The sequence below is a fragment of the Cellulophaga sp. BC115SP genome, assembly GCF_009905545.1.
In the GTDB taxonomy this organism is placed as follows: Bacteria; Bacteroidota; Bacteroidia; order Cytophagales; family Spirosomataceae; genus Flectobacillus; species Flectobacillus rivi.
On the sequence record NZ_JAAALB010000005.1, the window covers coordinates 85,387 to 100,094 of the forward strand.

General features: G+C 36.5%; 12 protein-coding genes. 8 read left to right on the plus strand and 4 right to left on the minus strand.

Annotated features, from left to right (window positions below; genetic code table 11):
- Positions 1-23 precede the first annotated feature (23 nt).
- A complete protein-coding gene (locus GVN22_RS05795) occupies positions 24-2,654 on the minus strand; it encodes a DUF5686 and carboxypeptidase regulatory-like domain-containing protein (RefSeq protein ID WP_166550103.1) in 2,631 nt (876 codons plus the stop codon).
- A gap of 160 nt (positions 2,655-2,814) precedes the next feature.
- Positions 2,815-3,678: an esterase family protein gene (locus tag GVN22_RS05800; protein ID WP_166550104.1), complete on the minus strand. Its 864-nt coding sequence runs from the start codon at positions 3,676-3,678 to the stop codon at positions 2,815-2,817.
- 369 nt (positions 3,679-4,047) lie between these two features.
- Between GVN22_RS05800 and GVN22_RS05805 the strand changes: the two genes are divergently transcribed.
- From GVN22_RS05805 to GVN22_RS05830, 6 genes are all read left to right on the plus strand, one after another.
- Positions 4,048-4,752 carry an esterase family protein gene (locus GVN22_RS05805; RefSeq protein WP_166550105.1) on the plus strand — a complete coding sequence of 235 codons (705 nt, stop codon included), beginning with the start codon at positions 4,048-4,050 and terminating at the stop codon, positions 4,750-4,752.
- Positions 4,753-4,815: 63 nt separating this feature from the next.
- Positions 4,816-5,793: a RimK family alpha-L-glutamate ligase gene (locus GVN22_RS05810; protein WP_166550106.1), complete on the plus strand. Its 978-nt coding sequence runs from the start codon at positions 4,816-4,818 to the stop codon at positions 5,791-5,793.
- A 66-nt stretch (positions 5,794-5,859) separates the two neighbouring features.
- Positions 5,860-6,963 (plus strand): carboxylate-amine ligase, encoded by a 1,104-nt coding sequence (locus GVN22_RS05815; protein ID WP_166550107.1) that lies wholly within the window; start codon positions 5,860-5,862, stop codon positions 6,961-6,963.
- Positions 6,964-7,208: 245 nt separating this feature from the next.
- A complete protein-coding gene (locus GVN22_RS05820; RefSeq protein ID WP_166550108.1) occupies positions 7,209-8,060 on the plus strand; it encodes a type 1 glutamine amidotransferase in 852 nt (283 codons plus the stop codon).
- Positions 8,061-8,122: 62 nt separating this feature from the next.
- The gene (locus GVN22_RS05825; RefSeq protein WP_166550109.1) at positions 8,123-9,319 is read left to right on the plus strand and encodes a hypothetical protein; all 1,197 of its coding nucleotides are present in this window, start codon (positions 8,123-8,125) and stop codon (positions 9,317-9,319) included.
- 3 nt (positions 9,320-9,322) lie between these two features.
- On the plus strand, positions 9,323-10,576 hold the full coding sequence (locus GVN22_RS05830) for an aspartate aminotransferase family protein (RefSeq protein ID WP_166550110.1): 1,254 nt from the start codon (positions 9,323-9,325) through the stop codon (positions 10,574-10,576).
- A 162-nt stretch (positions 10,577-10,738) separates the two neighbouring features.
- On the opposite strand, the gene GVN22_RS05835 is transcribed toward GVN22_RS05830, so the two are convergent.
- Both GVN22_RS05835 and GVN22_RS05840 read right to left on the minus strand, forming a co-directional pair.
- Positions 10,739-11,554: a mechanosensitive ion channel family protein gene (locus tag GVN22_RS05835; RefSeq protein WP_166550111.1), complete on the minus strand. Its 816-nt coding sequence runs from the start codon at positions 11,552-11,554 to the stop codon at positions 10,739-10,741.
- 143 nt (positions 11,555-11,697) lie between these two features.
- On the minus strand, positions 11,698-12,654 hold the full coding sequence (locus GVN22_RS05840; RefSeq protein WP_205690805.1) for a TIM barrel protein: 957 nt from the start codon (positions 12,652-12,654) through the stop codon (positions 11,698-11,700).
- Positions 12,655-12,923: 269 nt separating this feature from the next.
- On the opposite strand from GVN22_RS05840, the gene GVN22_RS05845 reads away from it, so the two are divergent.
- Both GVN22_RS05845 and GVN22_RS05850 read left to right on the plus strand, forming a co-directional pair.
- Positions 12,924-13,199: a hypothetical protein gene (locus tag GVN22_RS05845; protein WP_166550112.1), complete on the plus strand. Its 276-nt coding sequence runs from the start codon at positions 12,924-12,926 to the stop codon at positions 13,197-13,199.
- A 291-nt stretch (positions 13,200-13,490) separates the two neighbouring features.
- Positions 13,491-14,576, plus strand: coding sequence for a carboxypeptidase-like regulatory domain-containing protein (locus GVN22_RS05850; protein ID WP_166550113.1), 1,086 nt, complete (start codon positions 13,491-13,493; stop codon positions 14,574-14,576).
- Positions 14,577-14,708: the final 132 nt, after the last annotated feature.

Below are 14,708 nucleotides of genomic sequence, written 5' to 3' on the forward strand. Positions count from 1 at the left end.
ATCAAAGATTTAGACAATTTAGATTATCTACTAAACTTCACTCTCAAAGCTGTTGCATCGTATTTGCCATTGATAAAATTGCTTACGACTTCCAAGCCAAATATTTTTCCTATACCTGAAACTCCGTATCCGACTTCTAAATAGTTGAAGTGTTTGTTGCCTGTGTATAAATAGTTGGCAAATACTGATTCCTTCAAACCATACAATCTCAATAGGTTGATTTTTGTTAACAGCAACGATCTAAAATCTTGTTGTGCATGTGCTTCAATATACGAGCCGTTTGTGCTGTAGTTGTAGTAATCTAGATTTCTGAATGAATTAAACAATCCTTCTCTTCTGAACAAAACCTGATTGCCATTGAAGTGTTTGTAGTCGAGGAAATAGCTTGGTTTTTTCAAGAAATCACCAGCAGTTACCATCAAGCGAAGGTCGCCTAGTCGATTGAGATTGAATACCTGTTCGTATTCAATTTCAGTATTGTTAAAGTCTCCCGCTTTGCTAAAGCCCCATTTGCTTCTGATTCTGAAATTAGGGTTACGGTAGTTTGAAATAAATTCACGTCCGTTAAATTTACTTGTTTTAGCAAAAGGACGAATCGTTAATCCTGCGTTGAGAAACTGTATAGAATGATTACTCCAAGAGACGTTGGCTAACTCGCTGCTTATTGGTAAGTTACTCGAAAACTCTCTATTCTTGTTGTCAAAAATAGGCTTTGCATTAGCTGCGTTTTCCAAAATATGGCGCTCAGCAGTTTCTAAACCTATAGTCCCTGTAATTTTTGGAGAAAATTGATGACGAAAATCTATCTGAGCAAAAGTTTTTTCGTACAACTTCATATAGTTTTGTTCGAATAACAAAGTATAGAAGGTATTCACCAAAGAGGTAATAGGTTGATTTTGATTGTATTGATAAACAAACTGACCACCTTTAACCGAAATTTGGGTATAATTATGCACGTAGGTGCCATACAACAATCCTGTTAATTTTTCTCTTCCAAATGAATAGCGTAAGTCTGTGCCAATTTCCATTCTACTCAAGAGCTTATTACGTTTGATATATTTCAATCCTGATTCCAAATAAAAGCCTTCTACGGTATTGTAGTAAAAACCATCAACATTGGAGTTCGGCATCAATGGCGACGAGTAAATCAAACTTTTTTGATAACCATACAAAGGAGTACGTGGACCATAGTTATAGGTATGACCAGCAAAAATGTGGCTTAATTTGAATTTTGGAAGGTTTTTAAGTGAGTCCTTCTTAATTTGTCCTTCGTTGACTTTATTCAAACTATCTGCTTGTTTGTAGCCTATTACTTCATATTCAGTAAGCGGAACTTGGCGTTCAGTATTCCAGAAATCATTGTTGCGCTTGGTAGACAGGGAATCAACATCCAGACTATAATCTCGCACGACATCTACGTTTTGATTTTGGGCTTTTTTCTCAGCTTTGTCTTCTTTTTCTAAATCCTTCAACACTTTTTTCAGCTGCTTGCGTGTCATCGACTGCTGTTTTAACGCTAAGTTCTTATCTACTTTTTGACCTTTCAATTCTTTCGCTTCTGCTTTATCGATTTTCTCGTCAATTACTACGGGCTGTTGATGATATTTAGGATTGATAGTTACATTGTAATTGCGAACGTTGGTTACGTAGCGGCCTTCAGCAACAATTCCAAAAGCATCGAAATTGAATCCAGAATCCATATATACAGGCATCCAAACGTCTTTGAATGGTGCGTAAAGTTGTTTTAAGGTGTAATTGCCATTTTCGTCGTTAAACTTTAAGTCTAGACTATGAATGGCCCACGAATCTTCGATGATATTGATGGTTCCTGAAAAAACATCTGGGCCCCATGATTTGGGTGTAACTTTAATTTTGTTGACTTGCACCCCACGGTCTTCAAACATACCTTCAAAACTAAACTTGTAATACGCCAATGCCGACGGAGATAAAGGTGATACAACGCCTCCAACGTTGGAAACATAGAAGTTGGTTCTGGCAAAAGTGATAATATTACCACTACTCGACTGGATTTGTTTAGGGAAATTACTTCTGCTTGAAACAATTTTCTCTTTTACTGTATTGGGTTGTGAGAAATTGATGTCGTTGATTGATTCAAGAATATAGGTTTGTCCAATTTTTAATCCTAATTCTTTTTCCATTTTATTGCCAGCTACAGCCTTGAGAAGTTTCGAAACGGAGTTGACTTTCCCCGTTCCTTTTACATACGTTCGAGCATTGTAGTTGCTTACTTCTAAAATATGAAATCTTGCCATTGAAATGGCTTTGCGCATAATAGTATAGGCTGGGTCTTCTGTTTTAGCGGAAAACTTTACCTCGTTGAGACTAATAGATTGTTCCTCTAGGCTTACGTTGAGCGTAACATAATCATTTTCGACATTTACTGTTTTTTCTAATGACTTATGACTTAAATATTGGAAAACCACTGTATAGGTTCCACTTGGTAGGGACAATTCGTACAAGCCATCTTCGTTGGCCATCGTACCTTTATTTTGTCCTTTGATAATGATAGATGCAAATGAGAGCGACTCGCCTTTGACGTTTTTAATACTGCCTTTAATTCCGCCTTCAGCGAACGAATCATTAGAAAATAAACAGCATAGAATAAAAGCAATTACGGACTGTAGTAATTTCATATAGTGAGAAATGGGGTTTGTATCTTCTCTATCAGGCGATTGAGAAGAGTAGGATTGAGGTTGAGTTTATAGAGAAAAATAGGGAACTCTGGACTCGTTGGCAAGATAGTCAGTTATAGGATATAGTGTTTTATTGTTAACAAAAATTAAGAAAAAGTATCTATGGCTTCTCAAATGCCCATTTTAAGAACACTGGCATAACCTTTCCCCAGGTTTGAGGATTATGTTCGCCACCTTCAACTTGGTGATAATGGGTGTCAGCATTTGCATTATATCCCTTTTGATGAAGCTCTTTCATCAAATCTAAGGTGTCATCGATGGCGTCGATGATGCCATTATTATTTCTGTCGTCTTTTTCGTCATTGGTTCCTGCTTCAAACCAGAATTTCAATCCAGCCTTATACAATCCTGCACGCACCAATTTATGAATAATTCGATCGTGTTCGTCGGTATATCCTTCCTCTCTTTGTCTCCACCACAAAGCACCAGAAAACACTCCGACTTTTGAGAATACACTGGCATGATGCCAAACAATATCAAATGCTGATAAACCTCCTAAAGAAAATCCTGCGAGCACTCGAGCTTCAGGTTCTCTCTTTAAGGAATAATGGTGCTCTAAATAAGGGATGAGTTCGTTAATGACAAAAAGCGTGTAAAGTCCAGCTTTTGTTCCTCGATTTTTGTAGTCTGCCTGTGCAGCTGTACCATATTCTAAAATTCTTTCATGATTACAATGAATACCCACCGTCAGAAAAGGAAGAATATGATTATCGCCTAAAATAGACTCTACACTAGCCTGCATACCAAGCGCTGGAAAGTCTTGCCCATCGTTGACCAAAAGCAATGATAATTTTTGCTGGTGTTGCGTAGGAATAATGATAGATAAGGTGACAGTTCTTTGAAGATATTGTGAATAAATACTATCGTTTTTATATGTGGTTTGCTGCACTGGTTTAATATTTTTTTGTGAGTAGCTTAATGAAAAAAAGAGTAATTGTCCTAACAAGGTTAAAGTCAGTTTCATAAAAATAGAGTTTGTTGATTGAAAATAGAAGCTTTTCTTCGAGAATGTTCGCCTGAATTTGTATAACTCAAGAATGATTCACCCTAAACATTGGTAAAGTACAAATTTTGCCAATAACCTTGTATTGGGGAACGAAATTTGAGATTTTCCTGAAAAATACAGAATCCTTGGAGGATTCTTCGGATAAACAATAAATTAATGAGTTAATTATTTTGAAAAATTTTGAAAATAAAAAACAATGCCTATTTTTAAGAGAAAATCCTCCAAGGAATGCAAGTTTGAGAGAGTCAAAAGCACCGTTTTTCCTTTGAAATACAATTTTTGACCTTTACCTCGAATAGCCCAAACACTTCAAAAACCATTAACCTTATGCAGGAAAGATACATCAAATACTACTCGCATCATTTGGGGGCTGACAACGAAATCTTAATTTATGGACACTGGGGATATCCAGTGATTGTGTTTCCAACTACCATGGGGCGTTATTACGAGGCCAAAGATTTCAAGCTCATTGACGCTGCCAAAGGTTTGATTAATGATGGGAAAGTCAAAATCTATTGTCCTGATAGTATAGACAAATACTCTTGGTATGCCAAACACCTTCACCCTTCAGAGCGTATCCAAAACCATATCTATTATGATCAATACCTAAACGAAGAGCTGATTCCTGCCATTCAGCGAGAATGTGGCGTAGCAAAGGTGGCAGTTGCAGGCTGTAGCTTTGGCGGTTTTCATGCCGCAAATTTTGCCTTTAGACATCCCGACAAGGTTTCTCATCTCTTTACCATGGGAGCTGCTTTTGATATTCGTTCCTTCCTCAATGGTTTTTACAATGATCAGGTATATTTTAATAACCCGCCAGATTATTTGCCAAATTTGAATAATGCAGATTTGTGGCAAATGAATATCATACTAGGTACTTGTAACGCGGATTTTTGTAGACCAGAAACGGAGAGGCTTTCAGGAATACTGAAAAGCAAACATATTGATCATTGGTTAGATGTGCGCTGGCATGGAACGCACGATTGGCCAATTTGGAGAGAAATGTTTCCAGAATATCTGTCAAGGATTTAACGAAAAATAAACTTAAAAGAAATTTTATAAAGTTCACTCAACAAAAAACTTACGAATAAAACTATGAAGAAAATCGGTATTTTACATGGAATGGAGAATACTTTTCCTGAAGCATTTGTAGAGCGCGTGAATCAGATTGCGCCAAAGGGAATTGTCGCTGAAAGAGCCTTGATTGATAAAGTAGTTCAAGGAGAATCTTCTGGATATGATGTAATTATCGACCGTATTTCACAAGACGTACCCTATTATAGAGCGATGTTGAAAAATACCGCCATGGCAGGAACAGCCGTAATCAATAATCCTTTTTGGTGGAGTGCTGATGAAAAGTTTTTTAATAATGCGTTGGCAGTAAATATTGGTGTACCTGTACCTAAAACTGTGATTTTACCCTCAAAAGTTCGCCCAGACGATACTTCTGATACCTCTTTTAGAAACTTGAAATTTCCTATGCCTTGGGGCGATATCTTCGATTATATTGGTTTCCCGGCTTATATGAAACCTCACTCTGGTGGTGGTTGGAAAAACGTGTACAAAGTACGTGACGCCGATGAGCTATTTAATGCTTATGACGAAACAGGGCAATTGGTGATGCTATTACAAGAAGAAATTCTCTTTACGGATTATTTCCGTTGTTACTGTATCGGTGGCAAAGATGTACGTATCATGCCTTACGAACCAAGAAATCCTCATCATTTGCGTTATGATGCTCAGCTGCCAACGGGACCAGCTGCTAAGAAACTTTTAGCTACCGTCAAAGACTATGTGTTGGCGCTAAACCATGCTCTCGGCTATGATTTCAACACAGTTGAGTTTGCTGTGCGCGATGGTATTCCTTATGCGATTGACTTCTGCAACCCTGCGCCAGATGCAGATGTTAATTCAGTCGGTCAAGAAAACTTTGAATGGGTGGTCGAAACCTCTGCGAAGTTTGCTATTGACCGTGCCAAAAAGCATAAGCCAGGAAAAGATAATCTTACTTGGGGAACATTTGTTCGTAGCTCCGTAGCAGGCGTAGCACGCGATAAAATGATGGAAAAATAGACCTTATTGAGAACTGTGTTTGGAAACAACATAGTTCTCAATCAAACCACCCAACCGCAAATAACTATGTCATTATTTACCCTAGGAATTGAAGAAGAATTTCAAACAATAGACCCTGAAACGAGAGATTTGCGTTCGCACATGTCCAAAATTGTAGAAGGGGGGAAAATCAGTTTACAAGAAAGAGTAAAAGCCGAAATGCATCAGGCAGTAGTGGAGGTTGGTACGAATATCTGTTACAATATCCAACAAGCTCGTGATGAGGTAATTTATCTTCGCAAACATATCATTGAGCTGGCTGATGCCCAAAATCTAAAAGTAGCAGCCGCAGGAACTCACCCATTTGCTGACTGGCAAGACCAACTTATTACGGACAATCCACGTTATGATGCTCTCATCGATGAAATGCGTGACGTAGCAAGAGGAAATTTAATTTTCGGTCTACATGTCCATGTCGGTATCGAAAACCGAAATCAAGGTCTAGAAATACTTAATGCTGTTCGTTATTTCTTGCCCCATATATATGCCTTATCTACCAATTCTCCTTTTTGGTGTGGTCGTAACACAGGGTTCAAATCCTATCGTTCAAAGGTTTTTGACAAATTCCCTCGTACAGGTATCCCTGAGTTTTTTGCCTCTGCAAGCGAATATGATGATTATGTCAATTTGTTGGTAAAAACAAATTGTATTGACGATGGTAAAAAAATCTGGTGGGATATTCGCTTACATCCTTACTTCAATACCATTGAATTTCGTATTTGTGATATTCCTATGCGTGCTGACGAAACAATATGTTTGGCGGCTTTGATGCAGGCTTTGGTAGCCAAAATTTATAAATTGTTGAAACAAAATCTCAATTTTAGAAGCTACCGAAAAGTATTGATCAACGAAAATAAATGGCGTGCTGCACGTTATGGTATTCAGGGGAAATTGATTGATTTCGGCAAGCAAGAGGAAGTTCCCTATCGCAATCTTTGTGATGAACTACTCGATTTTGTAGACGATGTGTTAGACGAACTAGGAAGTCGTCATGAAGTAGAATATATTCGTACAATTTTGGATAATGGCACTGGTGCAGATCGCCAATTGGCCGTTTTTGAGCAATCAGGAGGAGATTTGAAAAAGGTAGTGGACTATATCGTTGAAGAAACTAAGCTAGGTGTTTTTTAAGATTTAAGAAATACAAAATAATATTTCTTGGCTGAATATTCTGACTATTTGAAATAAAAATTAAATAAAGTTTTTGAGAAATAAAGATTAGGGAAATGTAAAATTTTAGCCCGAAAAATGACTTAAAATGGCTAATTTTACATTCTAATATTAAGTAATTAAGCACTTTAGGTAATAAAAGCTAGTTTCTAAAGACAAGTGCTTCCACTAATAATCCCAAAGCATTTCCATCAACTTTGTTTCAGATGAATCATAATAGTCTCCGAATAGCCATTCTCGATATGTACGACAACGTAGCCAATGAAGGTATGCGTTGTATCCTAAATTTGATCAAAAACTTTGAGGAGGAATCTCATATTCCTTTACAATACAATATTTATAACGTTCGTGCCGAAATGGCATTGCCAGACCTGAGTTATGATATTTATATCTCTACAGGCGGTCCAGGGAGTCCTCTCGAATCTGGCGAGTCTTGGGAAGCTCCATATTTTACTTTTATAGATTCCATTTTTGCCTATAATCGTGGTGAAGAAGTCATCGCAGGTATTCAAAAACCTAAATATATGTTTTTGATTTGCCATTCTTTTCAATTGGTCTCTCGTCATTTGGGTATAGGAATGGTTTCTAAACGTAGAAGTACTTCCTTTGGAGTTTTTCCTGTACATCGTACGACTGAGGCTGGTTCAGAACCATTTTTTGATGGATTGCCAGAACCTTTTTATGTGGTCGACTCTAGAGATTATCAATTGGTTCGTCCCAACAAAAAGCGCATTAAGGATTTGGGTGTGACTATTTTACGGTTAGAAAAGGAACGTCCGCATGTAAATTTGGAACGTGCTATTATGGCCATTCGTTTTTCTAAAGAGGTATTCGGGACGCAGTTTCACCCAGAAGCCGATGGCGAAGGGATGTTGCGTTATTTACAAAAAGAAGATAAGCGACAGGCCGTGGTCAAATCGCATGGTTTGGCAAAATATAATAGTATGGTAGAACAATTGGCCGACCCAGACAAGATTTTGTTGACAGAAGCCGTGATTTTACCTAATTTTTTGAAAACTGCTACCTCAGCAATTTTCAAAACTACTTCACAGAATTAACAACGGATGGCCCTATCTGTTCACGATAAATACCCTCGGATAGGGCCGTCCGATTGAAAAATATGCATAAAGCTTCTCGACAAAACTTTAATGCTCAATTTTCTTCTGATACCTATCAGCAATTCCTTGCATCGATTCACCGTGAATATCCTCAACAATTAGATTTTCGAGTGGCGGAAACTCCTGTTTTTGTGCCAAAATCTTTTAAAAATCAATTGCTAGATGCCTGTGAGCATATCATTTCTGTATTAACTTCAACAGATTTTAAGGAAAAAACAAATAAGGCTATTCCTTACGGGCAAAATGTGCCTCGTGAAAACTTGAATTCTTCCTTTTTGGCGATAGATTTTGCCATTTGTGAAAATGAGAAGGGAGAAATTGAGCCTCAATTGATTGAATTGCAAGGCTTTCCTTCGTTATTTGCTTTTCAATATTTTCTTTCAAAACAGTTTCAAAATCAATATCCTATTCCTGATAACTTTGATTTTCTGTTTAATGATTTGACTCGACCAAAATATGTGGAGTTTTTAAGAAATTTAATTGTCGGAGAAGAAAAACCTGAAAATGTTATTTTGCTGGAAATTTATCCCGAAACACAAAAAACGAGAATTGATTTTAAAGTCACTGAGGAATTATTGGGGGTAAAGGCAATATGCATTACCAAGATTATTAAGAAGGGAAAATTACTCTTTTACGAAGATTCAGGAGAGCTTGTCCCAATCAATCGTATTTATAATCGATTGATATTTGATGATTTGGCTAATTATCCTGGGCTTCAAACGGCATTTAATTTTACAGACGATGTAGACGTAGAATGGGTTGGACATCCCAATTGGTTTTTCAGGATTAGTAAATACATTTTGCCATTATTCAATCATCAATATATCCCCGAAAGCCATTATCTATCTGATTTTCAAGGAGATTTTCCGAAAGATTTAGAAAATTATGTGTTAAAACCATTATTTTCTTTTGCAGGAAGTGGCGTGAAAATCAATATTACCGAATCCGACTTACAGGAAGTTGAAAATCCTGCTGAGTATATTTTACAAAGGAAAGTCAAATATTTACCAGTCATCGAAACCACGGACGGAAGCAAAGTAAAAGCTGAAATTCGTCTATTGTATGGCTGGGAACAAGGAGCTCCCAAACCAACCTTATTGACCAACCTTGCTCGTTTGTCCAGAGGTGAAATGATAGGGGTGAGGTTCAATAAAGACTTTGATTGGGTGGGGGGAACAGTTTGTTTTATGGAAAAATAAGAAATGAAGCCACAAAATCTCGTAATTTTGTGGCTTCATCACATATTAAACATTACGGTTTTGATTACGCAGCGTGAGTTATTTTTGAAAAACGTAGCCCAAACCTCAGATTTTCCATTAGCCTTGGAGATCGAGCGTGCCGAAGGGGTTTATTTATATGACACAGAAGGAAAGTCTTATCTAGATTTGATTTCGGGTATTGGGGTATCCAATGTGGGGCATCGTCACCCCAAAGTCGTTGAGGCGATAAAAGACCAAGTCGACAAATATATGCACTTGATGGTTTATGGAGAATTTGTACAAAGTCCACAGGTGCAATTAGCCAAAGCTTTGGTAGATTCGCTAACCCCAAGCGCAGGAGATAGACCTGTGTTGGACAATGTATATTTTACCAACTCTGGCACTGAAGCCATCGAAGGAGCAATGAAGTTGGCAAAACGATACACACAAAGAACAGAGTTTGTATCTTGCTATAACGCTTACCATGGCGCTACACAGGGTGCATTGTCGCTATCAGGCAGTGAAAATTTCAAACGAAATTTTAGACCTCTATTGCCAATGACTAAAAATATCACGCATGGGAATATGGCTGATATAGAGCAAGTCACCGAGCAAACTGCCGCCGTTATTATCGAAATCATTGGTGGAGAAGCAGGGGTAAGAGTGCCAACCATAGCGTATTTTCAGGCATTACGAAAAAAATGTGATGAGGTAGGAGCACTTTTAATTATTGACGAAATACAAACTGGTTTTGGTCGCACAGGAAGCTTTTGGGCTTTTGAGCAATTTGGTGTCTATCCAGATGTAATTACCAGTGCCAAAGGAATGGGCGGAGGTATGCCTATCGGAGCATTTATTGCGAATCAGAAAGTAATGAGTGTATTTAAGGATAATCCGATTTTGGGGCATATTACTACTTTCGGCGGACATCCTGTGTCGGCGGCAGCATCGCTGGCAACAATTAATTTGATTAGAGGAGAGAAACTGTATGAGTCAGTTCCTGAAAAGGCAGCTCTATTTCGTTCATTGTTAGTGCATCCCAAAATCAAAGAAGTCCGTAATCAAGGCTTGATGATGGCAGTAGAATTTGCTGATTTTGATGAACTAAAGGGGATTATCGACCGAGCGATTGAAAAAGGTTTATTGACAGATTGGTTTTTGTTTTGTGATAATTCGATGCGAATTGCTCCACCTTTAATCATCACAGAGGAACAAATTAGAACTGCTTGTGAAATTATACTTTCATGTATTGAGTAAGAAAATATAAGGTATCCATCGTAGAGACTCAATGCTTTGCGTCTACGGATTTATCATCCTGCATCTAAGCATCAAAAAAGGCTATCGAAAATTGTTTTCGATAGCCTTTTTTGTGAAAAGTGTTAAAAGTAACCTTTTTCTTAAACTCAAAAAAGATTCGTTCTATGATAATTGATGCAAGTTTAAATGAATTTTAGGTGCTTCAATACCTTCTTTTTTCAAGTGTTCATATACCAATTCTGTAACACCATAATAAGTTGCCCAGTAATTTTCAGAGTTCGTCCAAACTCTCACATCAAATTTTAACGCATTTTTGGTCATTGAGTTGAGCAAAATATCGTGTTCAATGTTTTGTAAAGCAGTAGGACATAGTTTCACCGCATTTGTAAATGCTTTTTTGACTGATTCTAACGAATTTTGATTTCCCACGGCAAAAACCATATCTACACGTATTGTTCCTTTGCCACTAATATTGGTGATTGCAGATGTGGCTAATGATCCGTTGGGTAAAATCAATGTTTTGTTGTCTGGCGTTACCAAAATAGTATTGAATATTTGTACCGATTCTACCGTTCCTGTGAATCCTTGTGCACTAATCAGGTCACCAACTTTGTAAGGTTTGAAAATGAGGATTAATACACCACCAGCAAAGTTTGATAAACTCCCCTGTAATGCTAATCCAACAGCCAAGCCAGCTGCTCCTAGTACAGCAACAAAAGAAGTGGTTTGAATACCTAAAATACCTGCACAACTTAGCAGTAACATGATGTTTAAACCAACCGAAACGAGAGAGATTAGAAATGGCTGGACATCTTTGTCAAAATTACTTTTGGTCATTTTGGAGCCTAAAAGCTGAGAGGCTTTTGTGATAATTTTACGACCAATAATAAAAACGATAAGTGCTAATAAAATTTTTCCACCATACTGTGTAATAGCAAGAAAGATTTGGTCTTTGAGATTTGAGAAACTAACGTCCATGGTAATAAGTGAGGTTTAAGTGAATAATTTGACTTTCGGACGTAATTGCTTGGAATAGTCACCTTTGAAAACAAAAAAGGGAGACCGTTGTAGTCTCCCTTCATACGAATTAATAGTGGATAGTAATGTTCAGGTCAATATTTTTAAACCGACTTAATAAAATCGATACTTTTCTTTAAAGCCACATCTGGATTAGCTACTAAATCTTGCTCTACAAAATAGTGTTTTACACCCACTTGCTTAGCTTTTTCAACAATCTCTTTCACACCCAAAACACCATCACCAGCAGATGTCATATATGGGAATAATTCAAACCATTGGTTAGAGCTATTACCATCACCTGAGAAGCGTTTTTTCTCCTTCATATCCTTCAAATGGAGCATGTGATAGCGATTTTTGTATTTATCCAATAATGCAATTGGGTCAAGTCCACCAGCGGTTGTCCAATAAATATCCATTTCAAAGAAAACCAAATTTGGATCCGTTTTTTCCATGATCAGCTCTAATGGAACAATTCCATCCATTTTACTTAACCCGTATCCATGGTTATGGTAACCAAACTTTAAGCCTTCTTTCTTTGCATTTTCACCAATTTTATTAAAATCGTCGATAATTCTTTTGTAGTCATCCAAGTTTTTACGACGGTCTTCAGGAATGGCAGGCAATACCACGTATTCAAAACCCAAAGTGCGTCCAGCTTCTCCAAGTTGTGGCATATTATTTAGAAGCGTTGCTAAATCAGTATGTGCTGAAGGAGTTTTTAAACCATTATCTTGAAGAATTTGCTTTACTTCTTTAGCTGATTTTCCGAAATAACCACTTCCGCTAAACCCAAGCATCGGTGTTACTTTACTCCAACTTTCACGGGCAGCTTCGGCACTAAATGGATAAGGTCCAAATAGCTCAATTTCTTTGTAGCCCATTTTAGATAAGAATTGCATTGTACCTGCAAAGTCTTTATCGAGCATTTTTGGGAGAGAAAATAATTGAATTCCGACTTTGTTAACCAGACCTGCCTGCGCAAACAAATTATTCCAAGGTAATAAGCTTGCGGCTAAAGCACCACCTGAAGTTTTCAGAAAATCTCTTCTAGTATTCATTATAATTGGATAGTTTTTAGATTATTTATAGATGTAAATGTAAATATTTGCTTTATTGTATCAAAAAGAATAATTGATTTTTTTGAAATATAAATCCATTACATGCCATATTTGCCCTAGGTAAAGCTATCTTCAATGAGCTTAATGCGTCACTAACCAAGTTTAGAGGATATAAGTACGCTTATGGGTTGCTCACGCCAATTTGCTGGAGAAATTTCCAATAGAGTAATTAAAAGCTGTAATTTCATCAGTACATTAATATATAAAGAATGAAAAACCAAGTCTATGTTTTTATGGGAGAAGGGGCGAATTTTCCAGCAGGAATATTTGAAAGTAAGGAAAAAGCTGAGGAAGTTATTAAACGCTATTCTTTGACAGGTATACTAAGTTTATACCCAATTGATATGCTATTGTATGATTGGGCAATTGAAAAAAAATATTTCGATATCAAAAAGGAATATCAAAAAAGCCCCAAATACATTGGACAATTTAGTTGTGCATCAGTTGACCATTTCCACTATGAGGAAGGTGTTTGTCTTACCTAAATAAGATTTAGCCCTCTTTGGAATTATCTCCAAAGAGACTAGCGTCAGCAACGAGCCAAGTTTATAGGATATAAGTACGTTGATAAGTTGCTGACGCCTATTTGCTGGAGAAAACTCCAGCAACTGCATTAACGGCAAAAAGTTAAAACTACTTCTATTTATAAAAATATCGGTTTTGCTAGATTATAATGTAATTATAATCTGTAATTGTCTGAATTTAAATGGTTTAATATTATGTTTGGAGCCTATTGTCTAGTTCTCATTTTTAGTTAGATTAACAAACTTATTTTTATGAAAAAATTACTACTCTTCATCTATCTGTTAAATATTCAGAGTTCTTTTTCTCAAAAATTATTTTGGGAAATCACTGGTAAAGTAATCGACGAAAAACAAAAGCCTGTTGAATTTGCTAATGTTTTTGCCAACAACACTTCTTTTAGGACTACAACTGATTCAAATGGTAGTTTCAAACTACAAATTCCAAATACAATTCCCAATATAGAACTGGTGGTTTCCTTTGTGGGTTTTCAAGGCTTGAGAGAAAATATTACTCAGCAATTAGGCACAGAGCAAAATTTTACATTTTCTCTAAAGTCAATAGCCATCCCAGAAGTTACTATAACAGCAAAACAACCTAAAGATTTCAAAAGAAAATGGCAGTTATTTCAGACAGCATTGTTGGGACAATCAGATTTTGCTAGAGAATGCAAGATATTGAACCCAGATGTAATAAGGCTTCAATATGATGATAATAAGAATTTATTTGCTTCTGCTGTTGAACCTTTTTATGTTCAAAATGATGCTTTGGGTTATAAAATAACAATACAAATGTCATATTTTAAGTGTAATGGTAGCGAATCAGAATCCATTATTGATCAATTTTTCGAGAAGTTAGTGCCTAAAGATGCTGAACAAGAATTTATTTGGAACAAAAATAGAAAAATCGCATTCAAAAGGTCGTTTCGGAATTTTTTGGTTTCTCTTGCCAACAATAGACTTAAAAAAGATAAGTTTGAGGTATTTCAAACTAATTTTAAAGAGAAGACATATACTTTTAATACCTTTGTTTATGAGGAAATTATTAAGAAAAATATTATTCCGTGTAAGCTCTCGGACTTTTATTTTCATGATAAAAGGACAGATGAACATATTCTTTTTACCAATAAACAGTTATTAGTTTTTTTGATGGATAGAGAGGAGGAAAATCCAATCTTTTCAGATTATCCTTATAAAAATGCGATGGTAATTCTTCCCCATAATACTCTGACTTTTTCAAAAGGAGGTTGGCTAATAAAACCAAATGGTATGATTCTTACAGGTTTTTGGGCTAATGAAGGACTTTCTGTGTCTTTGCCAGCAGATTTTATCATAGAATAACCAATGAATAATAAGTTACGTCAAATTTAGGGAGCATAACTAGTTTGATATGTTGCTGACGCCAATTCGCTGGATAAAACTCCAGCAATGACAATACAGAAGATGTTTTCTTTCGCCTTCATTGGAGTTTTT

What these genes read in the sequence shown, in the direction of transcription:
- GVN22_RS05795 (WP_166550103.1), bottom strand. Translation starts at nt 2,654, where the DNA reads ATGAAATTACTACAGTCCGTAATTGCTTTTATTCTATGCTGTTTATTT.
- GVN22_RS05800 (WP_166550104.1), bottom strand. Translation starts at nt 3,678, where the DNA reads ATGAAACTGACTTTAACCTTGTTAGGACAATTACTCTTTTTTTCATTA.
- GVN22_RS05805 (WP_166550105.1), top strand. Translation starts at nt 4,048, where the DNA reads ATGCAGGAAAGATACATCAAATACTACTCGCATCATTTGGGGGCTGAC.
- GVN22_RS05810 (WP_166550106.1), top strand. Translation starts at nt 4,816, where the DNA reads ATGAAGAAAATCGGTATTTTACATGGAATGGAGAATACTTTTCCTGAA.
- GVN22_RS05815 (WP_166550107.1), top strand. Translation starts at nt 5,860, where the DNA reads ATGTCATTATTTACCCTAGGAATTGAAGAAGAATTTCAAACAATAGAC.
- GVN22_RS05820 (WP_166550108.1), top strand. Translation starts at nt 7,209, where the DNA reads ATGAATCATAATAGTCTCCGAATAGCCATTCTCGATATGTACGACAAC.
- GVN22_RS05825 (WP_166550109.1), top strand. Translation starts at nt 8,123, where the DNA reads ATGCATAAAGCTTCTCGACAAAACTTTAATGCTCAATTTTCTTCTGAT.
- GVN22_RS05830 (WP_166550110.1), top strand. Translation starts at nt 9,323, where the DNA reads ATGAAGCCACAAAATCTCGTAATTTTGTGGCTTCATCACATATTAAAC.
- GVN22_RS05835 (WP_166550111.1), bottom strand. Translation starts at nt 11,554, where the DNA reads ATGGACGTTAGTTTCTCAAATCTCAAAGACCAAATCTTTCTTGCTATT.
- GVN22_RS05840 (WP_205690805.1), bottom strand. Translation starts at nt 12,654, where the DNA reads ATGAATACTAGAAGAGATTTTCTGAAAACTTCAGGTGGTGCTTTAGCC.
- GVN22_RS05845 (WP_166550112.1), top strand. Translation starts at nt 12,924, where the DNA reads ATGAAAAACCAAGTCTATGTTTTTATGGGAGAAGGGGCGAATTTTCCA.
- GVN22_RS05850 (WP_166550113.1), top strand. Translation starts at nt 13,491, where the DNA reads ATGAAAAAATTACTACTCTTCATCTATCTGTTAAATATTCAGAGTTCT.